A 25,211-nucleotide genomic window follows, 5' to 3' on the forward strand; every position below is an offset into this window, starting at 1 on the left:
TGAATAGTTACCGTCTTCTCGAGCGGAGTCGAGAGATGCTCACACTATATATCTAATTCATTTCGACTCCGCTCGATGTGATAGTCCACAATAATTTTTCAAAAAAAAACACACATACACACATGAAAAACGTAGCAGTAATCGGTGCCGGAACCATGGGAAATGGTATTGCACATACCTTCGCTCAAAAAGGTTTTAAAGTTCAATTAATTGATATTTCTCAACAATCTTTAGATAAAGGATTAGCAACCATCACTAAGAATCTTGATAGAATGATTGCTAAGGAAAAAATTTCTGAAGCTGATAAAGAAGAAACCTTAGGAAATATCTCTACCTATACCAGTATCAAAGAAGGAGTTGAATACGCAGGATTGGTTGTAGAAGCAGCTACCGAAAATGTTGATTTAAAACTAAAAATATTTAAAGATCTAAGTGAAGCTTGTCCGGAAGACACTATTCTTGCTACTAATACTTCTTCTATCTCAATTACTAAGATAGCAGCAGTTACCGATAGACCGGATATGGTGATTGGTATGCATTTTATGAACCCCGTTCCAATTATGAAATTGGTAGAGATTATTAGAGGATACAACACATCTAATGAAGTTACGAATACGATCATGGAAATGTCTAAAACTTTAGGAAAAGTTCCTGTAGAAGTAAATGATTATCCCGGATTTGTGGCAAACAGAATTTTGATGCCAATGATCAATGAATCTATCGAAACGTTATATAATGGAGTTGCCGGAGTTGCCGAAATAGACACCGTTATGAAATTGGGGATGGCGCATCCAATGGGACCATTACAATTAGCTGATTTTATTGGGTTAGACGTATGTCTTTCTATTCTTAATGTGATGTATGATGGTTTCAAAAACCCTAAATATGCTCCTTGTCCATTATTAGTCAATATGGTAATGGCAGGCAAACTCGGAGTAAAAAGTGGTGAAGGTTTTTATGACTACTCAGAAAGCAGAAAAGCTGAAAAAGTAGCAAAACAGTTTGGTTAGTAGTTGATAGTTAGTAGTTGATAGTTGATAGTTGATAGTTGATAGAAAAATAATTTATTCATGAAAATACTTTGGGGTATCATAATTATTTTTTTGACTTCTTTTTCAAGTAAAAAACAACTTATATCTAATAATACAACCAATTATCTAAAGGAACCAATTGAAAATCAGGATAAGTACACCAAATATGATTCCCTTTTTAGCAAAAATAAAGAGTTTATTGCTAGAGGTTTTGATTTTCCGGTTGGTAAACCTAATGCGAATGGATATTACAATGCGCAGAAATTTCAAGAAAACAACCACCTAGGTGATGACTGGAACGGTGTTGGTGGCGGTAATTCTGATCTTGGCGATCCGATCTATGCCATTGCTAATGGATATGTATCTTTTTCAGAAGATATTGGCGGTGGCTGGGGAAATGTAATTCGTATTATTCATCAATATAAGGATAGATATTATGAATCCGTGTATGCGCATTGCCAAACCATAAACATAAAACAGGGGGATTTTGTTAAAAAAGGGCAAACCATTGCTACTATAGGAAATGCCAATGGTATTTATTATGCACATTTGCATCTGGAACTAAGAGATGATATCTTTATGGATATTGGAGGTGGATATTCTGAAAATAGCAAAGGCTATCTGGATCCTACCAAATTCATAACTACTAATTAACTTAACGTGCCCATATGAAACTTAAACTTTTTACAGTAATTGTTTTATTAACTATCCTTTTTTCTTGCAACAAAAAAAATAAAGCCTCTGAAAACTTAAAAGAAAGAGTAAATGGATATACAATTTCGGGAACTATACCAGATATTCCCGATAGTACGTTGGTTTATTTAAGCAAACCCGTAGGAGGTACCCAAACTTCCTGGATAATAAATAATTCTTTTGAATTTCAAGGTTCCGAGGATGAACCCACCATTGCGTATCTGGTGATAGAAGGATATAGAAACGGAGGATTTGCTCCGGTTTGGTTAGAAAACACGGATATAACCATCAACGCAAACAAAAATGCCGTAAAAAATGCGGACATTATCGGTTCACCAACTCAAAAAGAACAGGATGTTTTCAATAAAAGGGTGGATAAAATTTCCAATGAGCAAGTGAAGCTATATTCTTTGATGGGGAATGACCAATTGCAACCTCAGCTAAGAGACTCTATTTTGATAGCTATTGATTCATTAGAAAAGCAACGCATTACCGTTTCTAAAGATTTTATTAAAGAATTTCCGAAGTCGTATGTAAGCACAAATATATTGGCTTTAAGTAAAATGATCTGGAACAAACAAGATATCCGTGATTCATATGCTCTGCTTTCTGAAGAAATAAAAAATTCAAAACAAGGTAAGACCATAGCGTATTTTTTATCATTACCGGATAAACCCGAAATTGGCCAAAAATATGTAGATTTTATGCAAGCCGATCAAAATGGTAATGAGGTAAAACTATCAGACATTAAAGGAAAATATATACTTGTAGAATTCTGGTCCTCTTGGTGTGTACCTTGTAGAAAATCAAACCCGAAATTAGTAGAAAACTACCGCCAATATAAAGATCAAGGATTCGAAATAATTGGTGTATCTCTGGATGAGGACAAAAAAGCCTGGATAAAAGCTATAAAAGATGATGATCTTCCCTGGACCCAGGTATCAGATCTGAAAGGATTTAATAATGAAGCTGCTTTGATCTACGGTGTTAATGCAATTCCGGATAATTTTATAATAGATAGTGAGGGGGTTATAGTAGCCAGAACGTTGAGGGGCATTCTGTTAGAGGACAAACTTAAAGAGTTATTTAATTAAAAAAACGTTAAAAAATGAATAGTAAAAAACATTATACCCTGCTAAGTCTTCTTCTGATAATTGGCTTACTCGTTTCTTGTAACAAAGAAAAAAAGACTAATAATATTGTCGAATCTAAAATTGCGTCAGACGAATATCTAATTTCAGGAACCCTAAAAAATATAGAAGACAGTACCTGGATATTTATCAATAAAGACAACGAAATAATAGATTCCACACGAATCATTAATGAAAAATTTGAGTTTAAAGGGACTTTAGATGAGCCTTCTTCCTTTTTTATGATGGTCGGTAAAACAAAACCTGAATATTTTGTTTTATGGGCAGAAAACCTAAAAATGAAAATCGAAGGAGACAAAGGAAATATAAGAAATGTGAGCATTACCGGCAGCAAATCACAAAATGAATATAATATCTTAAAGCAAAGAACAGATAGTTTAGAATTAGTATTTGAAAATGTAATTAGTCAATTGCAAAATCCAGATCCTGATAAAATGACCAACGAAATTAGAAACAATCTAATAAAAGAGCAAAATGATATTTTAACTAAAATAGAAGAAATCAATCAGAAATTCATACTTGATTTCCCCAATTCTTACGTCAGTGCGAGTAATCTAAATGATTATGCTGCTAGTTGGGGCAGAGAAAAGGTTGACGAACTTCATATTCCACTATCCGAACAAATGAAAAATTCTTCCTACGGACAAAGTATCAAACACTTTTTATCTCTTCCCGAAGTACCAGAAGTTGGAGAAAAATTCATTGATTTTGAACTAACCGATTTAGATGATACTCCATTAAAAATTTCAGACAATAAAAGCAAATACACGTTGATAGAATTTTGGGCTTCTTGGTGTTATCCTTGCCGACAAGAAAACCCCAAACTAATAAAAACATATAATCAATATAAAGATCAAGGATTTGAAATCATAGGAGTTTCTATTGATCAACGTAAAGAAGACTGGATAAAAGCCATAAAAAAAGATTCATTACCTTGGAAACAAGGTGTGGATTTAAAAGGTTTCAAAAGTGATATTGCATTAACCTACGGAATTAATGGAATTCCAGACAACTTTTTGATCGATGAAGAGGGAAAGATCATTGCAAAAACGTTGCGAGGCAATCAATTAGAGAATAAATTAAAAGAATTGTTTAAAAACTGATCCCGAAACCACCAACCAAAAAAATGGCAAAAATACATCCATTCAAGGCAGTTCGCCCCACAAGAGATAAAGTGAGTTTGATCGCTTCGAGATCTTACCAAAGCTATACTCCTGTAGAAAGAGATTCGAGGATGGATTATAACCCCTATTCTTTTTTACATATCGTTAATCCAGGTTATAAGTATCACAAAGAAATTTCGGGAGAAGAGCGCTATAAACTAGTTCGCAATCGATATCTGGAGTTTAAAGAAGATGAGATTTTTACGCAAGATGAAACTCCTTGTTTCTATGTATATAAAATTATGAATCGCGAACAAGAATCTTTTTGTGGTATCATCGCTGCTGCAAGTGCAGAAGATTACGAGAATGACATCATCAAAAAACATGAAGATACCTTAACAGATCGGGAAACTACATTTAAACAGTACCTAAAAACTGTTGGGTTTAATGCAGAACCTGTACTCCTCACCTATCCTGATAATGATGTCATTGCTAATATCATTGCCAAAGTTATTCAGGAAAGAGCGGAATATGAATTTACTACTACCTACCGCGATACACATTACCTATGGAAAGTTGATGATCAAAAAAGCATTAAACAAATACAATCAGCTTTCGCAACAATGAAAACGATCTACATCGCAGATGGTCATCATAGATCAGCTTCATCTTATTTATTGGCAAAGGATTTAGCATCCAAAAACCCCGAGCATAAAGGAACAGAAGCCTATAATTTTTTTATGAGTTACCTGATTCCCGAATCAGATCTAAAAATATATGAATTTAACAGACTTGTTAAAGACCTGAATGGCTTATCAAAAGAAGAGTTTTTAATCCACTTAGATGAATGGTTTCGAATAGAGAATCGAGGTATTGAGGTCTACAAACCGTCCAAACCACATCATTTTAGCATGTATCTGGATGGGGAGTTCTATTCTTTATATCTCAGAAAAACCATTTATGAATTTACCGATGCGTTAGAAGAATTGGATGCGCAGATTTTGTTTAAAACCGTATTAGACCCTATTCTTGGTATTAAAGATCTTAGAACGGATAACCGAATTGAATATTCTCACGGTAAGAACGATATCGTCTATGTAAAAAGCAAAGTGGATCAAGGAGAATTCGAGGTGGGGTTTGGATTATTTCCAGCTTCTGTAGATCAAATGAAAAAAATTGCTGATCAAGGACTAAAAATGCCTCCAAAAAGCACCTATATAGAACCAAAGCTTAGAAGCGGTATTACGATCTATGAGTTTTGAGATTGAAACATTAGCAACAATTGCTGAGATCTTCTGATACAATCGTTTTTAAAATTTTCGCTGTTATTTTGGATTCCGGCCTACGTCAGAATAACAACTTTTCTTGTTATTTGGTTCGTGTCATTCCAGCGTAGGCTGGAATCTATTTTGCCTAATAAAATGATGTTTTTAATCAACCACGCATTTAGCGGTATACAAAAACATTTTTTCAATATAATTACCCTTTACTAAAAACAACTTTAAAGATTAGATTTTTATTAATTTAGGTATCTTTGCATCTTATGAGTTCTATAAAGGAAAACCTTAAACAAATACTCGAGACAATTCCTAATCACGTTACTCTGGTAGCAGTATCCAAAACCAAACCCGTTTCGGATTTACTGGAGGCCTATCACGCTGGACAACGAGTTTTTGGTGAAAATAAGATACAGGAAATGACCCAAAAATGGGAAGAACTCCCTAAAGATATTTCCTGGCATATGATAGGACATGTACAGACGAACAAGGTAAAATACATGGCTCCTTATGTAGATACTATTCATGCAGTGGATAGTCTAAAACTTTTAAAAGAAATCAATAAGCAAGCTATCAAAAATGACAGAACGATTAATTGCTTATTACAGATCAAAATAGCGGAAGAAGAAAGTAAATTTGGACTTAGTGATACAGATGCGATTGCCTTACTAAACGCTGAGGATATAAAGCCGCTGTCCAATGTGAAGATCATTGGATTGATGGGAATGGCAACTTTTACTGACAATCAGGAGCAAATCAAAAAAGAATTTAAACACATACAGTCTCTTTTTGAAAAGCTTCAACCTGATCATCCGCAGCTAACATCCTTATCCATAGGTATGAGTGGAGACTACCAACTTGCAATTGACTGCGGTAGCACTATGGTGCGTATAGGAAGTTCAATTTTTGGGGCAAGAAATTATAGTCATTAAAAAATGTTACTTTAGGCAAATAATAAATAAATTTACAAAGACTAGACTACCCCGCCAGAAAAGAATGATGTACGCGATTTTAGATATAGAAACTACCGGAGGAAAATACAATGAAGAAGGAATTACAGAAATCGCTATCTACAAATTCGATGGTCATCAAGTGGTGGATCAATTTATCAGTTTGATCAATCCGGAAAGGCCAATTCAACCTTTTGTGGTAAATCTTACCGGAATAAACAATAAAATGCTTCGTAGTGCGCCCAAATTTTACGAAGTGGCCAAAAGAATCGTAGAGATTACGACGGATTGTATTATCGTAGCGCACAATGCCTCTTTTGATTACAGAATATTACGAACTGAATTCGATCGACTTGGCTTTGATTTCGAAAGACAATCACTCTGTACCGTAGAGCTTTCTCAAAAACTGATTCCGGATCAGAAATCCTACAGTCTCGGAAAACTGGTTCGTAGTTTAGGGATCGCTATTTCTGATAGGCACAGAGCCACAGGAGATGCTCAGGCAACAGTAAAACTTTTTAAATTACTTCTCTCCAAAGATGTTGAGAAGAATATTCTTAAAGAAACAGTTCGATTAGAAACAAAACGAAAGGTAGATGATAAACTACTCAAACTTATTGAGAATGTTCCTTCTTCAACCGGAGTCTACTATATGCATAGAGAGGATGGTACTATTATATACATTGGAAAAAGTAAAAACATAAAAAAACGAGTTACCCAACATTTTACCAATGACAATAGAAAATCAAAAAATATTCAGGCAGAAGTAGTTAGTATAACTTATGAGATCACAGGAAGTGAATTATTGGCATTGCTAAAAGAAAATGAAGAAATAAAACTTAACAGACCTAAATATAATCGAGCGCTTAAAAGAACCAAATTCGATCAGGCACTATATCAGTTTACTGATGATCAAGGATATATGAATCTGACAGTGAAAAAAATTGACAGGCGTAAAACAAGTATTACTACGTTTACCAATAGACAACAGGCTAAATCTTTTATGCAACGCTGGACAGAAGAGTATAATTTATGTCTAAAATTAATGGGGCTGGATCAAGGAGAAGGAAATTGTTTTAATCATTCTATAAAACAATGCAATGGTGTCTGTATTTTGGATGAATCTGTACAGGTGTATAATAACCGAGTACAAGAACTTATATCTAACCATTCATTTGGCAGTAAGGACATGATGGTTATTGATCGTGGTAGAGATATTGATGAGCAAAGTGTGATACTCATAGAAAATGGTGAGTTTAAAGGAATAGGATATTTCAACCTAAACCACCAGATCAATAATATTGATATCCTAAGAACCATCATAACCCCAATGCATCATAACCCCGATGCGCAGCACATCATTCAAAGCTATGTTAGACAACATAAAAAACTAAAAGTAGTTGCCTTGAATAAAGATTAATTTCAAAGTTTTAGTATTTTCGTTAAAACAATCAATTTTGAATCAAAAGTTACATACAAGAAACTGGAGAGATAAGCTACACGAAATTATTTATGAAGCGGATACTCCGTTAGGAAAATTTTTTGATGTAATCCTTTTAATTCTTATTTTGCTTAGTATCATTTTTGTAATGATGGAAAGCGTTAAAGGCCTTCATGAAAAAACATACCAATTTTTATATTACTCAGAATGGATAATTACTATATTCTTCACTTTTGAATATATTGCAAGAGTTATATCCATTAAAAAGCCTGCAAAATATATATTTAGTTTTTACGGTATTATCGATTTTGTTTCAACCATACCATTATATCTATCATTTTTTATGGTTGGATCCAGTGCTTTATTAACTGTTAGAGCTCTCAGATTACTACGCATATTTAGAATTTTGAAGATTTCGAGATATATTGGAGAATCCAATAAATTAGCAAAAGCTATTAAAGATAGTAGGGCCAAAATTCTGGTTTTTTTATTTGCCGTTGTAGTAGTGTGTATCATTGCTGGTACATTGATGTATATTATAGAAGGAGAAGAAAGTGGTTTTAAAAGTATCCCCATAAGTGTTTATTGGTGTATTGTAACGTTAACAACGGTAGGTTACGGTGACATAGCACCTGTAACTCCTATAGGTCAACTTCTTGCTGCTCTTATTATGATTATGGGATATGGCATTATTGCTGTACCTACAGGAATTGTAAGTGCAGAATATGCCGCAGGCCAAAAATCTGCAATTGTGAATGTCAATTCTCAGGCTTGCTCCAATTGCAATGCCAGAAAGCATCAAGATGGAGCAAAATTTTGTCATAACTGCGGACATACGTTATTCAATGACTAATACACTAATCGTAATTATAGGACCTACCGCAATAGGAAAAACAAGCTTAAGTATTGAACTTGCCAAACAATTTCATTGTAAAATTGTTTCTGCAGACAGCAGACAATTTTACAAAGAAATGTATATCGGTACAGCAGTTCCAAGTAATGACGAGCTACAACAAGCAAAACACCATTTCATTCAACATATAAGCGTACAAGACAGTTATTCTGTAGGTGATTTCGAGAAAGATGCGTTAAACACACTCAACAAACTTTTCAAAAAAAACAAATATGTTGTTTTGGTTGGTGGCTCTGGATTATATGTAGATGCCGTTACTAAGGGATTAGATCATTTTCCTGAAGTTTCTGAAGACATAAGAACAACACTTAGGAAACAATATGACAAAGAAGGGATAGAAAGTTTACAACAACAGTTAAAGGTATTAGACCCTACAACTTATGCAAAAGTAGATCTTCAAAATACGCATAGGGTCATGAGAGCTTTGGAAATATGTATTGGTAGCGGAAAACCTTATTCATCATTCATCACTAAATCATCGAAAAAAAGACCTTTTAACATTGTTAAAATTGGACTTACTGCAGAAAGAGAAATTATTTATAACAGAATCAATGACAGAGTTGATATAATGATCAAGGAAGGGTTGCTTGATGAAGTAAAAAACTTGCTTCCATTCAGATCATTGAACGCTTTAAATACTGTAGGATATAAAGAAATTTTTGAGTTTTTAGAAGGGAATTGGGATTTAGATTTTGCTATTTCAGAAATTAAGAAAAACACCAGACGTTTTGCCAAAAGACAACTAACATGGTTTAGAAAAGATCAGGAAATAGAATGGTTTGACTATCAACACAACCTCGATTCTGTAGTATCATATATAAAAAAAACCGCTACAGAATATCAGCAGTAGCGGTTTTATATAAAGTTACCGTTATTTATGATTCGTCACTTCGTACCACAAGTCTGAATCCTTCTCCGTGGATATTAAGGATCTCCACATTTTCATCTTTCTTCAAATATTTTCTTAGTTTGGCTATATATACATCCATACTTCGAGATGTGAAATAGTTATCATCTCTCCAGATTTTAGTAAGTGCCAGTTCTCTTGGCATTAAATCATTTAGATGCAACGCTAACAAACGTAATAACTCATTTTCTTTAGGTGAAAGCTTTATTGGCTCTTCCTCCTTAAATGTAAGAAATCTAAGCTTAGAGTTCAAATGGAACCCTCCTATTTTAAACTCAAATTGTTTACTATCAGCAACAGACTCTGTACTTTTACGTTGCATGATTGCCTGTATTTTCATTAATAGTACTTCACTATCAAAAGGTTTATTAAGATAATCATCCGCTCCAACTTTGTATCCTTTTAATACATCTTCTTTCATTGCCTTTGCAGTTAAGAAAATGATTGGAACTTCTTCATTTTTATCTCTGATTTCTTTTGCTAAAGTAAAACCGTCTTTGTAAGGCATCATAACATCCAGAATGCACATATCGTAGTCATCCTTTTTGAATTTTTCGAAGCCTTCCATACCATTTTTAGCGTGTACAACATCATATTCATTCATTACAAGATAATCCTTTAGTACTGTACCAAAATTAGGATCATCTTCTACAAGCAAAATCTTTTTGTTTTCTGTTTCCATATTTTAAGATATTAACGGTAATTTAGTTATAAATGTGGAGCCTTTTCCCCGTTCACTCTCCACCCATATTTGACCATGATGGTCGTCTATTATTCTTTTCACGTATGTTAATCCAAGTCCGTGACCTTTTACATTGTGTAAGTCTCCAGTATGTTCTCTAAAGAATTTCTCAAAAATCTTTTTCTGGGCGACTTTGCTCATACCAACTCCTTGATCCCGAATTTTCAATACAATACTATTCTTTACATTTTCTGTATAAATATCAATTTTTGGTACTCCTTCAGAGTATTTAATCGCATTGTCTAATATATTTACAATCACATTTGTCATATGACTTTCATTAGCTAATATACTTGACTTAAGTGCTCCTAAATGAGTTTTCATATACCCTTCTCTATTCTCTACAATCAACGAAACATGAGTAATCGCATCTTCGATTATATCGTGCAATTCAAGTCGTTCTTTCTTTATATTTAACTCATTTTTCTCTAATTGCGATATTCTTAATACATTCTCCACTTGGGTTAACATTCTTTTATTCTCCTCACGGATCATCGTCATATAACGCTTTACTTTATCCTTATCATCTGCTATTTTCGGGTTTTTAATAGCGTCTAATGCAAGGTTAATAGTAGCTATAGGCGTTTTGAGCTCGTGAGTCATATTATTAATAAAGTCTGTCTTTATTTGCGATATTTGTCTTTGTTGTAATAATTGAGATAATGCACTCGAATATGCTACTACAATTACCAACGTAAAAATTATCGACAAAATTGCCATTCCTTTTATAGTCGATAATATATACCTGTTCTTACCTGTAAAATTTACATATAACTGATATAAGCTCGACCCATCTTCATTATTAACAAAAAGAGGAACTGCAAATGTATTACCATCACTCTCATTTTCACTAAAATCATCAGAACGTACACGAGTAGCTAATGCGTTACTATATATAGCATACTCAAAATCCACCTTCATGTCTCGCTCAGCCAATTCTTTTTTGAGCAATCTCTCAACTTCTTCCTTTTTTACTCTTCTGTGAATAGGGATAAAATTTGCCAATTGATCTATTACAATTTCATAATCTCTTCTTTGTAGATCTGTGAGCGTACTTAATCTATTTAATTTTGACTTAGACCACTTTTTAGATTGATTACTTTTTTCATTGTCATCAATTAATTCTGCATTTCGATTTAATATATCTTTTAACCTTACGGTATCTATATTAAAATCGATAAACGAAGAAAATAACTTAGAATCTTCTTCCAAAACGCCATCACCAAAAGCAAAAGAGCCTTTATCAAAACCTATGTCCAAGAGCTGCTGTATTGTCTTATTATCTGGTTCCTTAATACTGTCTAAAATCTCTTGTAAGGGATAATACATTTCCTCAAATTCCCTATACTCAATCTTGTTAGAAACAGAAATCAATATTTGTTTTGCATTGAAAGAAAACTGTTCCCTGTTATTCTCTACTGTATTCTGAATCCAATATCCCTGAACAAAAATAATCCCGATTAATGACAAACTCATCAAAAGGATCAGCAATGCGAATAACCTTTTATTCATAGGTCAAAAGTAAGACTTTAACATTTAGCTACTTTAGGGTTTAACCAAATGTTAACAAAATGAAAGATTGAAAAAATAACACAATCAAAGGATTATTTTATTATGAATTTTATTAACATGAAGCCAAGTTTCTTCTAAATTCACATTATTTATTACAAAATCGGCTAAAGGAATCTTTTTAGTATCCTCCCATTGATTACGTAACCTGTCAAGAATCTGCGATCTTGTAGTATTATCTCTTTTTAAAACCCTTTCTATTCTTACTTCTTCTGGAGCAGTAACAAGGATTGTATAATCACATTTTTTATACCCTCCGTTCTCAAATAAAATAGCGGCTTCTTTTATTACGTATGCAGATTTCTGTTTATCCTTCCAAGCAGTGAAATGATCGGCTACCGCAGGATGCACAATCTGGTTTAATTTATCTAAAAGTTTTGCGTCATTAAAAACCTTATTCGCAATAAACGCACGATTCAGGCCTTCTTTACCATATGCCTTTTCCCCTAAAAGATGGATAATCTGTTTCTTCACAACAGTATCTTCATTCATCAATTTCTTAGCTTCATCATCCGCAGTATAAACGGGAACATCAAACTTTGCAAACATTTTCGCAACTGTTGATTTTCCGCTTCCAATACCACCGGTAAGTCCTACTATTTTTGTCACCTAATTAAGAATTACAAATTGAACCTGTTTATCCTGTAACCGTACATCGTGAATTGAGGAGGGCATATCATTTAATTCTAATATCAGAAAAGAGCTCTCATCTGCGACTTTGTTGTAATCAGCAATAACCTTAAAATCTCTCTGATTTATTTCATTATATTTATCCAGCCCTACTCGATAAACTACTTTAACTTCTTTTGGAAAAATTTTTATCTCTTTACCTTCAGGAATATTGATAAGTGTTATTGGAACTTCCTGACTTCCTTCTGTAAATTTGCTGACCGTAATACTCGCTTCTACTTCTTTAGGAATAACTTTTACTCTTGTTGGCAAACTATCTATTTTTATAGACAATGATGTTTTATAATCCGTATTCAATGCTTCTAGCTTCAAATTTTGGGTCACCACATAATTGATAGTATCTACAATTCTTTTAGGACCACTGATTACGATAGAATCAGGCGATAACACAACTCCTTCATCACTCCCATAACCCGGAACATACTGTATTTCTTTTAACAATCGTATTGGAATTTTCTTTTCTAAATTGATATCTAATTTCACCATTAATGTATCTTTCTGAACAGAAAGAACCCTTCCTTTAAAATTTAGTTTATCTTTTAAAGATTGGTTTGCATTACTAATATCAAAATAGAAGTCTCCTCCTTTAGATTCTGTTGCGTTAGCAATATCAAATTCTAATCTAGGCCTACTCCAGCTATGATTTATAAGCCTAAAACCATTTCCATTGAGTGTTAACCTGATAGTTTGATCACTATCTTCATCCAAAATTCTATCTTGAGGTACGTTGACATATAGAACATCACACTCTACTTCCTGCGTATAATTTTTAGAAAACTGTATAAAAAGCCATAAAACAGAAGTAAATGCCAGAAAAAACAGAAAAGTTTTGACATTATTTCTTTTTAAGGAAAATCTACTCAATTTATTTTTGGACATAGGCATTATTTTGAAAAAAATAACTTTTTAAACTGTTGTTCCGGAACCTTTTTCAACAGATGAATATAATAATAAGATTTTAGGAATCCTTTCCCATAACCATAAAATTGCACAAATACAGCAACAACCGACTGCACGCCTATAGACAAACTATTATATCTGACAGTAGCACTTATCAAAATGGTCAAAAAATACAAGCACCACAACCCAAGAAAATACCAATAGCCTAATACTGCAGTTAGTATTGAAAATAATGTATATGCCAGAAAAAGACTAGGAAACCAATAGGTGATCTTTGATGTTTCTGGATGCCATGAATTAAGGATCGGTCTTACCAATCCAAATTTATTCACCTGTATATAAAACTTATTCCAAGAAATTCTTCGTTTATGAAATACTTTAGCATCTGGTATCAATGCCGTTTCATAACCCAGTTTCCAAAGTCGTATGGTAAGATCCGGATCTTCTCCCGGATGAATATTTCCAAATCCTTGTGATGCTTCAAAAGCTTCTTTAGATATCCCCATATTAAAGCTTCGAGGTTGAAATTTACCTAATGTATTTTTCCTACCTCTTATACCACCAGTGGTAAGATACGAGGTCATACTAAAACTTATAGCCTTTTGGAGGTTAGAAAAATCCTTATGTGCATCATCTGGACCTCCAAAACAATGAACAAAATTTGTGGACAAGAATTGCTCAACTCTTTGTAAATAGTTAGCAGGCAGTATGACATCACTATCCAGAATAAGAAAATAATTACCTTTTGCTTTGCGCATACCGTAATTACGAGAATCGCCAGGACCGGTATTTGGTTTTTGATAATAACTAATTTGTAGTCTATCCTTATATATTTTGATAACATCCTCTGAAGTTTCAGAAGAGCCATCCTCTACAATTACTATTTCATATGATTTGTCAAATTCCAGTGAAATCATGCTACTTAGCAACTCATCTATTTCGTTTGGTCTATTATATACAGGAATAATAAAAGAAAAAGAAATATTCATAAAACAAAGGTAAATAAACCAAAGAATCCTACCACTTGATGAAATTAGGATTTTAATCGCTTATAAAAAGTCATTATATAAAGTTAAAAAGCTCAACTCGGGTAGAATTGAGCTTTGATAAGGTATATTGAATAAATAAATTATTCTTCGTCTACAAACTTTTCCATCACCATCTGACTCACTCCCATATTGGAGAAACCACCGTCGTGATATAGATTCTGTAGCGTTACTTTTTTAGTTAAATCTGAAAACAATGTAATGGTATAATCTGCGCAATCGTCTGCTGAAGCATTACCTAACGGAGACATTTTATCTGCATACTCGATAAATCCATCAAATCCTTTTACTCCTTTTCCTGCAGTGGTTGGAGTTGGAGATTGAGAAATAGTATTGACTCTTACTTTTTTATCGCGGCCAAAGAAATAACCAAAACTACGAGCTATAGATTCCAGATATGCTTTATTATCTGCCATATCATTATAATCAGGAAATACTCGCTGAGCAGCCATATAAGTAAGTGCTACTATGCTACCCCACTCATTCATCGCTTCTTTTTTAAACAAGGTCTGCATTGTTTTATGAAATGAAAGCGCTGATACATCCCAGCCTTTTTCACTCCAATCATAATTTAAGTCCGTATAATGACGTCCTTTCCTTACGTTTACAGACATTCCTATTGAATGCAGGACAAAATCAAGCTTTCCACCTAATATCTCCACTGATTTTTCAACAAGATTTTCCAGATCTTCTAAAGAGGTTGCATCTGCAGGTATAATTTGAGAATTTGTTTTTTCTGCCAATTCCTTAATCGCACCCATTCGCATTGCAACAGGAGCGTTTGTGAGCACAAAAGTTCCTCCTTCTTCAAAAACACGTTCTGCTGTTTTCCAAGCTATTGAGTTTTCATCAAGTGCACCGAAAATAATACCTCTTTTACCTTTTAATAAATTGTATGACATTTAATAGTACGTTATAAATGATTTTATATGTGGTAAAGATAACAAAACGACCCAAACCTAAACTACACTATGACAATTTTAGTTTGGATGACACAGTAATGATTTAGCATGAGTTAATGCAGAATCAGAAATATCCTTTCCTCCTATCATTTCTGCTATTTCTCTAACTCTATCATCCTCATTAAGCAACTTTAACCTTGTCACTGTGGAGTCATTTATGTCTTCTTTAAATACTTTATACTGACTTTGTCCATTGGCAGCAATCTGTGGTAGATGCGTGATGCTTAGAACCTGTAAATTCTTACTCATAGCCATCATAAGGTCTGCCATCTTATGTGCTACCTCTCCGGAAACTCCTGTATCTATTTCATCAAAAATGATGGTGGGTAATTGTGTGTACCTGGATAATATCGCTTTGATACCAATCATTATTCTGGAAAGTTCTCCACCAGAAGCTACTTTTTTCAATTCTCCGTAAGATCCTCCTTTATTGGCAGAAAACAAGAATTCTAAAACTTCCTTTCCGTTGGAAAAATACTTTTCCTGTAAGGTTAAGGAAGTTTTAAAAGTGGCATTAGGCATACCTAATGACCTTAGAATATCTTCTAATTCTGAAACTAATTTTGGTAGTGCTTTTGTTCGCTTCTTATGAATCCTTCCTGCCACTTCATCCAATTGTTTCTTGGTACTCAGAATTTCTTCTCTAATATTCTCAATATCTTGGGTAAGCGACTCTGTTTTCGAAACTTTTTCCTGAAGCTCTTCTTTTATCTGTAAAAGCTCTTCTGTAGATGATGTTCCGTGTTTTGTCTGAAGATTATGAATCATCTGTAATCTTTGACTCACCTCTTCTAATTGTTCCGGATCTGCTTCTAATCGCTCTAACTCATCTTGTAATGAACCATTGATATCTTCTAACTCGATATACATACTCTGAATCCTGTCAGAGAGTTCTTTTAGTGTTCCAGAATACGGAGCTACCTTAGAAATATTGGTTTTTATCGTATTTAAAAGATCAGAAATTCCAACCTCTTCTGAAGAAAACAAAGAAACTGAACCCGATAATCGCTCCTGTATTTCTTCAATATTAACAAGGGTTTCGTAACGTTCTTCTAAATCAGATAATTCACCCGGTTTTAACTTTGCTTCTTTCAGTTCGTTAAGCAAAAAAGAATTATAATCATGTTCTTTTGTCAACTCTTCTTGGCTTTCAAGTAAATCCCTTTCTTCTTTCTCTTTGGCTTTTAGTAAAGATAACCCTCGCTTGTAGGATTCTATTTCTCTACTGGATTCTGATAGCGCATCCAATACTTCGAACTGAAAATCATTTGTAGTAACTTCTAATGTTTGATGCTGGCTATGGATATCGATTAAACGTGGCCCTAATTGGTTCAAAGAATTCAGCGTAACGGGAGTATCATTTATGAACGCTCTCGACTTCCCTGAAGGTAAAATCTCTCTTCTTATAATCGTCTCAGCTTCATAGTCCAGATCTTCTTCTTCGAAAAACGCTTCTAGATCATATTTTCCTATATCAAAAACACCTTCTATGGTACATTTTACCGCACTATTTTTGACGCTGCTAAGATCTGCTCTTTTACCAAGCAAAAGTCCTAACGCTCCAAGAAGCAAAGATTTACCTGCTCCTGTTTCTCCGGTAATAGTAATAAGACCGGTATCAAAAGAAACCTGTAGCTGTTCTATTAAAGCGAAGTTTTGGATCGAAAGACTTCTAAGCAAGGGATAGTGATATTTTGTTATTTATTAGAGATGGTAAAGATAGTATAGTTTTAAAAAGATTTCAAAAAAGAAAAACTTAAAACTTTACTTCTGCCCAATTGCTTGCATAGGTCGGAGCTATCCTATTAAGTATCGCCATGGTTTCAGCAATATTTAATGCTGGTCCTCCAGAAAGAATTCTTGCCACCTCATCAGCTTTTGCATCAAAAAACACTCGCATTATATAAGAATTAGGTCTTGTTTTATGCATTTCTTCTAGCGTTTTCATAGACTCTACAATAGACTCTTTTCCTTTTTTTAAATCATTACTCATAATATCGAGACCTTCTCGATGATAGGTATACAAAGTTGACCTATAGCCATCAAAAGTTCCTGATAATAAATCATCATTTAATCTAAATCTTGTCTGAGGCCCATCTTGTCCATTCCAACCCAATGTGTTACTTCCTTGTGCATTACCAACAATATTTTTAGCTTCCTGATGATATGCTGTACCCGAATTTAACTTAAAGGTATCTGCATCTACTCCAAGAATAGTGTATAGATAAAAAGCTACAACAGAAATAAGATTTGATTGAAAATTATTAGGATTATAGTTTAACGGTTGAAATTCTAAATACTTAAAATTAAACTGTTTATCATTTATATTTAGAATGGTCGTTTTGTAGTTGGATCCGTACACAGGTCTGGACGCCTGAACCTGAACGGTTGCTGTAAAACTATCGTTAGCATTACCGAGAATGTTTATAAAAAAACTACAATCAATTCTTTCTTCTGTACGGTATTCTAATTCAGTCCATTTAGTATTATTGATGAATTCTGTAACAGATCGTTCTAATGTCTTAAAAACCTGTAAATTCGGGTTTCCGGTTTGCTCAGCATTTACTACCACCGTGGCATTAAACTCCTGAGCGTTAAGTGTGATACCACATAAAACTGTAACAAAAAGAAAGAATTTATGCATTGCGTAGTTCATTAATTTCATTAAAAATATCCTGAGCAACCTCTACTTTGGTTTTTAGTTCAAACGCTTTAATTTCCAATTTATGATTAATCAAAGTCACTTTATTCGTTTTCCCTTTAAAACCTGCTCCTTTATCGTTAAGAGAGTTTAAAACGATCAAATCAAGATTCTTTTTCTTTAGTTTATTTTTTGCATTTTCTTCTTCATTTTCAGTTTCCAAAGCAAATCCAACCAGAAATTGGTCTTTTTTTACGGAGCCCATCCATTTAAGAATATCCGTTGTACGTTCTAATTCTATGGCAAAATTACTGTCGGATTTTTTTATTTTCTGATCCGATATCATTTTAGGTCTATAATCTGCTACTGCTGCAGAAGCGATCGCGATGTTACATTTATCAAACTCTTTAGTAACCGCTTCATACATAGAAGCTGCACTAATAACAGATATTACAGTAATTAAATCATGATCAACCTTTAAGGATGAAGGTCCTAAAATAAGTGTTACCTGTGCTCCAAGAGTAGCCGCAGTTTTGGCCAATTCGATACCCATTCTTCCTGTAGAATGGTTTCCAATAAACCTTACCGGATCAATTGCCTCATATGTTGGACCAGCAGTTATTAAAACTTTTTGTCCTTCTAAAGGTAATTTTCCAAGGATATCGTTTTCTATAAAGCTTACAATGTTGGATGGCTCAGCCATTCTACCTTGCCCTACTAAACCGCTTGCCAGTTCTCCTGATTCTGCCGGAATCATTATGTTTCCGAATTGCTGAAGTTTATTAAAAGTTTCGTTTGTAGATGGATGATTATACATATCCAAGTCCATTGCGGGAGCAAAATACACAGGGCATTTGGCGGATAAATACGTAGCTAATAACAGGTTATTACTGTTACCAGTTGACATTTTAGATAAGGTATTCGCTGTAGCCGGAGCTATAATCATTAAGTCCGCCCAAAGGCCTAGTTCTACATGATTATTCCACTCTGCGTTTTCATCTTCTTCATCATAAAATGAGGAATGGACAGGGTTTTTGGACAGAGTAGAAAGTGTAAGCGGCGTTACAAAATCTTTTGCTGCAGGAGTCATCACTACCTTTACCTCAGCGCCTGATTTAATAAAAAGACGCACTAACGTAGCTGTTTTATAAGCAGCAATACCAGCGGTAACACCTATTAAAATTTTTTTACCGCCTAATATTGATGACATACTTATAGAGATTCAGAATCTGTCTTTGTATTTCTGAAGTATATTTTACCATCTAACCATTCTTGTGCTGCTAAAGAATGAGGTTTTGGTAATCTTTCGTAGAATTTAGAAACTTCAATTTGTTCCTTATTTTCAAAGATTTCTTCCAGACTATCATTATATGTCGCGAATTCGTCTAATTTTTCTAAAAGTTCCTTTTTTATGTCAGTATTTATCTGATTGGCTCTTTTAGATATTACAGAAATTGCCTCATAAATGTTACCTGTAGGTTGATCTACTAAATTCTTATCAATTGTAGTTGTATTTACAGGGGCATTACTTTTTTTCAAATCCATCTTCTCCTATATTTTCTATTTAAATTTTTCTAATCTTGATTTTATATCTTCTGAAATTTCTTCAGCATCGGCTGTAAATTCACCTTCTTTATAATATTTTTTATAGTTATTGTAAAAATCATTAGCTACTTCTAGCCTTTCTTTTACCAATACCTCATAACTACCAATAGCTAACAGATACTGTGATTCTAGCTTGTAATATAAAGCTTTTTCTCTAAAAACAGATCCCGGATAATCAATAAGGTAATTATCAAAAGCCTTAATAGCAACTTTATAATTTTCCCTATGGTGATATCGCTTGGCTATTTCGAAAGCTTTTCTCTCTTTTTTATTTCTAAGCTCGGCTACTAATTTGTTAGCTTCTTCGAGATTTTCACTTTCCGGATATGCGTTTATATATGTCTGAAGTTTCTCTAAAGCTTCGTCTGTTTCTTTTTGATCTAAACTAAATCTTGGAGATAGATAATAATAGCTTTTCGCTCCTTTGTATGCGGCTTCTTCTCTCTTATCACTGTTAGGATATGATTTGGCAAATCTTTCGAACTGATATCCTGCCAGGTAGTAATCTTCAAGATTATAATAAGTATCAGAATAATAATACATTACTCTTTCTGCCTGTGGCTTTCCTCTAAACTGAGGAACGATCTGCTCAAAAAGACGTAACGCTTTTTTGTATTTCCCTTCTTTATATAACTCTTCTGCTAATTTATATTTAGGCCCTACTTCTTCTTCTTTTAGTACTTTTTGATATTCACTACAAGAACCAAGGGTAATAACAAAAATCAGCAAAAACAATAATCTCTTCATATCTTAAAAAACATCTGGCAAAAATAGATATTTCTGCCGTATTACAAAAACTTTAATTGATCTATTAAATAACTACATAAGGAGTAGATTGTTGCAAAAAAATAAGCAAAGAACAACTTACTTTCTTTTTGTGCTATTGGTTTTACCTAACTTATTGTGATCCAGAACTGTATAACCATCTTTATCATAATGAAAAGCAGGCACGAAGGCTTCGTCCAATTTTACATTTTTTAGTACATAAGAATGTATCTGATGTACCTCTTGCGCAAAGGATTCATCATAATAACTAACCAGGATCAACACTTCTCCGTTAAGTCTAACCAATTCATCCCTCTCAAATTCTGCTAAAGGACTTGATTTGTCAATTGGATGCACAATTGTCCAGGTAGTGGGCAAATATGTAATTTCACTTCTTTCTAAATCTAAATTGTAGAAATTATTTACATATTTTCCCGTTTTCAGTTTTTGAGAAAGTGCTAATGTTGCTTTCACTCTAGGTGTGATCATTACATTGGTACTTCTACCCATTAACCTAAACATAATAGCATCAGTTTCCTGATGCTTTCTAATTACCATAACATCGCTAAATTTGATACTTGGCTTGGGTTTAGAAAATCTCCCATACAACAAACCGGTTATAAAAGAAAAACTTAGCAAGCCTATGAGTGCTTCGAAAGAAGAAATCACTCCAAAGATAACACCTTTTGGTGCCATTGCTCCGTACCCTACAGTAGTTACGGTCTGTGCAGAAAAGAAGAAAGCTTTAAGAAAATCTCCAAAAAAACTTCCAGTGGGTTCTGCAATGGCCGAAATTCCAATTGCTGTGTATATAACAGCAAAAAATGAATTTATTAATATATAACCTAAGAATACCCACCCAAAAAACTCTGTCCAAGTAATACTTATCAAATAGTTATAACTCCTAGATATTGAAGTTCGTCTGTTTATATGTTTAATATTAAAAGAACCATCGGGATTAATAAAGCGTTTAGCTTGTTCATTTGAAGACAAACCAATACCCGGATCTTTTATTCTTTTAGCCATAAAAACCTACTTAGTTATTCTTTACAAATTCTTCTATTTTATTAGCTAAATCCTGGGAAACAGAAACTAGTGGTAGTCGAACGTGATCATTACAAATATTTTTCTGTTTTAAAACATTCTTGATCCCAGCCGGATTCCCTTCTGCAAAGGCATAATCCAAAACAGGTAATAACTTATAAAGAATATCGAATGATTTTTTATTTTCTCCTGCTAACCCCAAACGAATCATCTCAGAAAACTCTTTTGGAAACCCTTGACCAACAACACTAATCACTCCATCTCCTCCTGCTGTTACCAAAGGAAGTGCCAGCGCATCATCTCCAGAAATAACTAAGAAATCTTTTGGTTTACTCTTTAGAATTTTGAGAACTTGAGTAAAGTCTCCTGTCGCCTCTTTGATTCCCACAATCTTATCTAATTGCGCCAATCTAAGTGTGGTTTCGGCAGTCATATTCGTACCGGTTCTTGAAGGAACGTTATATAGCAAAACCGGTAATGAAGCATTATCATTGATTGTCTTATAGTGTTGGTAAATTCCTTCTTGAGTTGGTCGATTATACATAGGAACCACAGATAATATTGCATCAAAATCTGATACATCTGTATCTTTCATCTCTTGGATAATGGCCGCTGTATTGTTACCGCCAATACCGATTACAAGAGGTAATCTTTTATTATTTACTTGTGCAATATGAGCTGCTAGTTTCTTTTTTTCTTCTTTTGAAAGTGTTACTGATTCTGCAGTAGTTCCTAAAACCACCAAATACTCTACTCCCCCACTGATACAAAATTCGACTAAAGACCTAACACCCTCAAAATCTATTGAACCATCACTATTAAAAGGTGTTGCCAATGCTACACCAGTTCCTCTCAGAAAAGCACTCATATTATATTATCTGTAAAATTTTTAAATATTTTTTTAATTCGGAAATAAAAAGATTGTGGTCCTGGTTCGTTACACCTATAACCAAATCATTAATACGGTTGTCAATTTCAGAAAAACCAACCTTAAACTTAGCCTTTGATGCTGCAGCCACATAATCCAGTTCTAACTTACTTTCTGGATAAAAGTTTATCAGAACATCATATTCTTTTTTTATAAAATCATTGAGCGAATTACTTTTAACAGATCCATTTACACCAAAACTTTTATCATTATAATATGCTGCATCTTTATCATCAGAAATCTCTTTCTGATCCTCTTTATATCCCATTACCTTAAGTCGATCTGACTTTACTCCTAACTCATTTGCCAGCTTTAGTACTGATAACACATTTACCGATTGTGATGCATCGATGAGAACAGCCAGACTGTTTATACCAGATACCTCTTTTGCCTGAGACTTTCTTTTTTTAATGTGATATTCAATGCTTTTTTTTAGTGCATTTCTTTTAAGACCCTTTAAAATCATTTATAAAAAAGATTAAGAAACAAATGTAGCTATTTTACATTTCAAAAATACGCTGTAAACTACAAGAAAATTGAAAAACCAAAAATGTTTTTATGTTTTAGTTATTTAAATAACAATACCACTGTAATATGTTAATTATGTAATCTATCTATGTTGTGACTTTTAAAAATACTTTTCATTTTCAAATTCTGTATCGATCGGTTTTGCCTCCATCAAAAATCTAAGAAAAAAATATAACCCTGCAATTTCTGCAACATTAATGAGTGTGGTGAATACTCTGGTATGGTAATAAAAAAAATTAATTAACAACAATGCGCTTACGAAAAGACAGCAACTAGCAGAAATAAAAAGCCTAAAATTACCTTGGAATTTATCAATGATGTAAATAAAAAAACAGGTTGCCACAAAGATGAGAAGCACGATCAAAATCATAAAAAAGGATACTACTGAATCGATAAGATTTGGCAATACCAATTGAGAGATTGAAAAAATCAAATACGATATCAAAACCAAACTTATGAGTATTGGAAACGTAACTAATTTCTTTATTTGTATATCAGCAATGGTGATATAGTTTTTTAATAAAACAACACATAATGAGTAAAAGAAAATAATTGTTACCGCAACCAGATCGAAATACTTAGCAAAATCTAAATATATCAAAGTATCATTAAAGATAAGCACCAACATGCTCATCAAATAATATATATTCATTGTTTTATCATTTGCCACATGAATAAGTACTAAAGTAATTGGAACGAAAGGTTTGACATATAGCAAACAATGCTCTTCATAAAACACAGCAACCAGAATAACAATTAGAAAGGAAAACCAAAACAAAATATATGTCAACTTAAAATCCTTCAATACTTGTAAAAGTTTTTGTTACGTTTTTAATATTCCATCAAGGTATTAAAAATCAACAACTAAATTAAAAAAACTCTACATTGTCAGGTTTAAGATTGTCTTGCTCTATAAAAAATTTAATTAAAAAGTAATGGCCAAAAAACTGTAAAACATTCGTAATTACCACAAATATGTCCAGATGGATATATAATTTATTAAGTATTGTGAGGATATTAACGATTAGAAAACAAGATGCGGCTATCATTAAGGATGAACTCACAACAGTTTTACTATTGAGATAGATATAATAACAAAAGCCTATAAACAAAATAAACAGTACAATTAGTATATTAAGATATAGCTGATCATTATCGATATTTAGGGAAATCATATCGGCTACCGAGTATACCACATAAATTATCAACCCCATTGTTATCCCTAACTGAACCGTAAATACTTTCTTAAGCTGTATTTTAACCTTTTGCAGACTTTTCCACAATAAAACTAAATTCAAAGTATAATAGAATGACATCAGAATATTTATTGGCCTAAAATATCCTTTAAAATCAATGACGGAAAGTATTTCAGAAGTTAAAACCAGAAGTAAAGCAATTGGAACCAAATAATTAATTTTTTTTACCTCTACCAAGTACAAAAAGCAAACTGAGATAATTACCAGAGTTTTAGAATATATTAACCACACCTCCATAAAAATTGCGGTCAATAGCAACATAGCACCCGAAATAAACAATAATTGATATGCTAGTTTTTTTTTACTCAACAGTATTATAATTTATATTTTAAAATCCTTCAAATTCTTCAGACTTGAGGTACATATATTTAGTGATCATATAGTTCACTAAAAAAATAAGAGCAAGTGGTACACAAATTAATCTAATCACTTTAAGCTCATCTGACTCTAGATAAAATTCATCTATCAATAGTATGAAATCACTAAATGCAAAATTCAGCATTGCCAAAAAAAACCATAATGACTTTTCTGATCTAATATTTATATAATGCATTGCTCCTACAATTAATAAAACATAAAGCAATAATAAATGAAAAAAACCTATTAGATTTAAATCCCCCATCGGCTCCCTAATAACCGAATATGTAATAAAAAATATAACTGTGTACAAAGAACTTCCCATTACCAATGTAAAAACATCTCTGCGGTTATACTTAAAAGATTTATGATTATAGTACAAGAAATATAACAACAGTATATAACCAATTATACGAATCACCATTTCGTGTTTAACTGAAATAACATCACTAATGGAACTCATCAATTCTGAAACAAAAAACACGCAAAGAACGATGATATGAAGTGCTTTTACTTTTTTACTACTCCATATATAATAAAAGGCAATTGAAACAAATAAGCTTGGCTCACTGCAGGTATTTAAAATGGGGATTCTCAAAACAAATCCCAGTACCTGTAATACAATCAAAAAAGAAATTAAAAATTTTAGTAGTTTTCCTCCATTCATTAGATTTAGATTGCGCACAAAACCGGAAATATCCCCACATACACG

26 protein-coding genes are annotated in these 25,211 nt (G+C 33.1%); 9 read left to right on the forward strand and 17 right to left on the reverse strand.

Annotated features, from left to right (window positions below; genetic code table 11):
* Positions 1-122 precede the first annotated feature (122 nt).
* The 9 genes from ACFSR1_RS03645 (at position 123) to miaA (ending at position 9,409) form a co-directional block, all read left to right on the forward strand.
* Positions 123-1,010: a 3-hydroxybutyryl-CoA dehydrogenase gene (locus tag ACFSR1_RS03645; protein ID WP_378289743.1), complete on the forward strand. Its 888-nt coding sequence runs from the start codon at positions 123-125 to the stop codon at positions 1,008-1,010.
* 60 nt (positions 1,011-1,070) lie between these two features.
* Positions 1,071-1,685, forward strand: coding sequence for a M23 family metallopeptidase (locus ACFSR1_RS03650; protein ID WP_378289745.1), 615 nt, complete (start codon positions 1,071-1,073; stop codon positions 1,683-1,685).
* A gap of 14 nt (positions 1,686-1,699) precedes the next feature.
* Positions 1,700-2,818 (forward strand): redoxin domain-containing protein, encoded by a 1,119-nt coding sequence (locus ACFSR1_RS03655; RefSeq protein ID WP_378289747.1) that lies wholly within the window; start codon positions 1,700-1,702, stop codon positions 2,816-2,818.
* 14 nt (positions 2,819-2,832) lie between these two features.
* Positions 2,833-3,978, forward strand: coding sequence for a redoxin domain-containing protein (locus tag ACFSR1_RS03660; protein ID WP_378289749.1), 1,146 nt, complete (start codon positions 2,833-2,835; stop codon positions 3,976-3,978).
* A gap of 23 nt (positions 3,979-4,001) precedes the next feature.
* The gene (locus ACFSR1_RS03665) at positions 4,002-5,240 is read left to right on the forward strand and encodes a DUF1015 domain-containing protein (RefSeq protein ID WP_378289751.1); all 1,239 of its coding nucleotides are present in this window, start codon (positions 4,002-4,004) and stop codon (positions 5,238-5,240) included.
* 281 nt (positions 5,241-5,521) lie between these two features.
* Positions 5,522-6,187: a YggS family pyridoxal phosphate-dependent enzyme gene (locus tag ACFSR1_RS03670; RefSeq protein ID WP_378289753.1), complete on the forward strand. Its 666-nt coding sequence runs from the start codon at positions 5,522-5,524 to the stop codon at positions 6,185-6,187.
* Between the two features lie 67 nt (positions 6,188-6,254).
* Positions 6,255-7,625, forward strand: a complete 1,371-nt coding sequence (locus ACFSR1_RS03675) for an exonuclease domain-containing protein (protein ID WP_378289912.1) — start codon at positions 6,255-6,257, stop codon at positions 7,623-7,625.
* A gap of 37 nt (positions 7,626-7,662) precedes the next feature.
* On the forward strand, positions 7,663-8,499 hold the full coding sequence (locus ACFSR1_RS03680) for an ion transporter (protein WP_378289755.1): 837 nt from the start codon (positions 7,663-7,665) through the stop codon (positions 8,497-8,499).
* Positions 8,492-9,409: a tRNA (adenosine(37)-N6)-dimethylallyltransferase MiaA gene (gene miaA / locus ACFSR1_RS03685; RefSeq protein ID WP_378289757.1), complete on the forward strand. Its 918-nt coding sequence runs from the start codon at positions 8,492-8,494 to the stop codon at positions 9,407-9,409. The genes ACFSR1_RS03680 and miaA overlap by 8 nt, the downstream gene beginning before the upstream one ends.
* A 25-nt stretch (positions 9,410-9,434) precedes the next feature.
* On the opposite strand, the gene ACFSR1_RS03690 is transcribed toward miaA, so the two are convergent.
* The 17 genes from ACFSR1_RS03690 to ACFSR1_RS03770 all read right to left on the reverse strand — a co-directional run bounded on the left by ACFSR1_RS03690 (position 9,435) and on the right by ACFSR1_RS03770 (position 25,166).
* The gene (locus tag ACFSR1_RS03690; protein ID WP_378289759.1) at positions 9,435-10,148 is read right to left on the reverse strand and encodes a response regulator transcription factor; all 714 of its coding nucleotides are present in this window, start codon (positions 10,146-10,148) and stop codon (positions 9,435-9,437) included.
* 3 nt (positions 10,149-10,151) lie between these two features.
* Positions 10,152-11,720: a sensor histidine kinase gene (locus ACFSR1_RS03695; protein ID WP_378289761.1), complete on the reverse strand. Its 1,569-nt coding sequence runs from the start codon at positions 11,718-11,720 to the stop codon at positions 10,152-10,154.
* Between the two features lie 84 nt (positions 11,721-11,804).
* Positions 11,805-12,386: a dephospho-CoA kinase gene (gene coaE, locus ACFSR1_RS03700; protein WP_378289763.1), complete on the reverse strand. Its 582-nt coding sequence runs from the start codon at positions 12,384-12,386 to the stop codon at positions 11,805-11,807.
* Positions 12,387-13,346, reverse strand: a complete 960-nt coding sequence (locus ACFSR1_RS03705) for a CdaR family protein (RefSeq protein WP_378289764.1) — start codon at positions 13,344-13,346, stop codon at positions 12,387-12,389. It abuts the gene before it with no gap.
* Positions 13,347-13,351: 5 nt separating this feature from the next.
* The gene (locus tag ACFSR1_RS03710) at positions 13,352-14,356 is read right to left on the reverse strand and encodes a glycosyltransferase (RefSeq protein WP_378289766.1); all 1,005 of its coding nucleotides are present in this window, start codon (positions 14,354-14,356) and stop codon (positions 13,352-13,354) included.
* A gap of 140 nt (positions 14,357-14,496) precedes the next feature.
* Positions 14,497-15,315, reverse strand: coding sequence for an enoyl-ACP reductase FabI (locus ACFSR1_RS03715; RefSeq protein WP_378289768.1), 819 nt, complete (start codon positions 15,313-15,315; stop codon positions 14,497-14,499).
* A gap of 78 nt (positions 15,316-15,393) precedes the next feature.
* On the reverse strand, positions 15,394-17,055 hold the full coding sequence (gene recN / locus ACFSR1_RS03720) for a DNA repair protein RecN (protein WP_378289770.1): 1,662 nt from the start codon (positions 17,053-17,055) through the stop codon (positions 15,394-15,396).
* 76 nt (positions 17,056-17,131) lie between these two features.
* On the reverse strand, positions 17,132-18,019 hold the full coding sequence (gene porD, locus ACFSR1_RS03725; RefSeq protein WP_378289772.1) for a type IX secretion system protein PorD: 888 nt from the start codon (positions 18,017-18,019) through the stop codon (positions 17,132-17,134).
* Positions 18,012-19,226: a bifunctional phosphopantothenoylcysteine decarboxylase/phosphopantothenate--cysteine ligase CoaBC gene (gene coaBC / locus ACFSR1_RS03730; RefSeq protein ID WP_378289774.1), complete on the reverse strand. Its 1,215-nt coding sequence runs from the start codon at positions 19,224-19,226 to the stop codon at positions 18,012-18,014. The genes porD and coaBC overlap by 8 nt, the downstream gene beginning before the upstream one ends.
* A gap of 2 nt (positions 19,227-19,228) precedes the next feature.
* Positions 19,229-19,561 carry a DNA-directed RNA polymerase subunit omega gene (locus ACFSR1_RS03735; protein ID WP_027393591.1) on the reverse strand — a complete coding sequence of 111 codons (333 nt, stop codon included), beginning with the start codon at positions 19,559-19,561 and terminating at the stop codon, positions 19,229-19,231.
* A 15-nt stretch (positions 19,562-19,576) separates the two neighbouring features.
* Positions 19,577-20,368 (reverse strand): outer membrane protein assembly factor BamD, encoded by a 792-nt coding sequence (locus tag ACFSR1_RS03740; RefSeq protein ID WP_378289776.1) that lies wholly within the window; start codon positions 20,366-20,368, stop codon positions 19,577-19,579.
* A 117-nt stretch (positions 20,369-20,485) separates the two neighbouring features.
* Positions 20,486-21,412 carry an ion channel gene (locus tag ACFSR1_RS03745; protein ID WP_378289778.1) on the reverse strand — a complete coding sequence of 309 codons (927 nt, stop codon included), beginning with the start codon at positions 21,410-21,412 and terminating at the stop codon, positions 20,486-20,488.
* A gap of 10 nt (positions 21,413-21,422) precedes the next feature.
* Positions 21,423-22,298 carry a 4-hydroxy-tetrahydrodipicolinate synthase gene (gene dapA, locus ACFSR1_RS03750; protein ID WP_378289780.1) on the reverse strand — a complete coding sequence of 292 codons (876 nt, stop codon included), beginning with the start codon at positions 22,296-22,298 and terminating at the stop codon, positions 21,423-21,425.
* Position 22,299: 1 nt separating this feature from the next.
* Positions 22,300-22,824, reverse strand: a complete 525-nt coding sequence (locus tag ACFSR1_RS03755) for a DUF6913 domain-containing protein (RefSeq protein ID WP_378289782.1) — start codon at positions 22,822-22,824, stop codon at positions 22,300-22,302.
* 162 nt (positions 22,825-22,986) lie between these two features.
* Positions 22,987-23,538, reverse strand: coding sequence for a hypothetical protein (locus tag ACFSR1_RS03760; RefSeq protein WP_378289784.1), 552 nt, complete (start codon positions 23,536-23,538; stop codon positions 22,987-22,989).
* Positions 23,539-23,755: 217 nt separating this feature from the next.
* Positions 23,756-24,451, reverse strand: a complete 696-nt coding sequence (locus ACFSR1_RS03765) for a hypothetical protein (RefSeq protein ID WP_378289786.1) — start codon at positions 24,449-24,451, stop codon at positions 23,756-23,758.
* A gap of 19 nt (positions 24,452-24,470) precedes the next feature.
* A complete protein-coding gene (locus ACFSR1_RS03770; RefSeq protein WP_378289788.1) occupies positions 24,471-25,166 on the reverse strand; it encodes a hypothetical protein in 696 nt (231 codons plus the stop codon).
* Positions 25,167-25,211: the final 45 nt, after the last annotated feature.

It is taken from the genome of Aquimarina rubra (genome assembly GCF_042684305.1).
In the GTDB taxonomy this organism is placed as follows: Bacteria; Bacteroidota; Bacteroidia; order Flavobacteriales; family Flavobacteriaceae; genus Aquimarina; species Aquimarina rubra.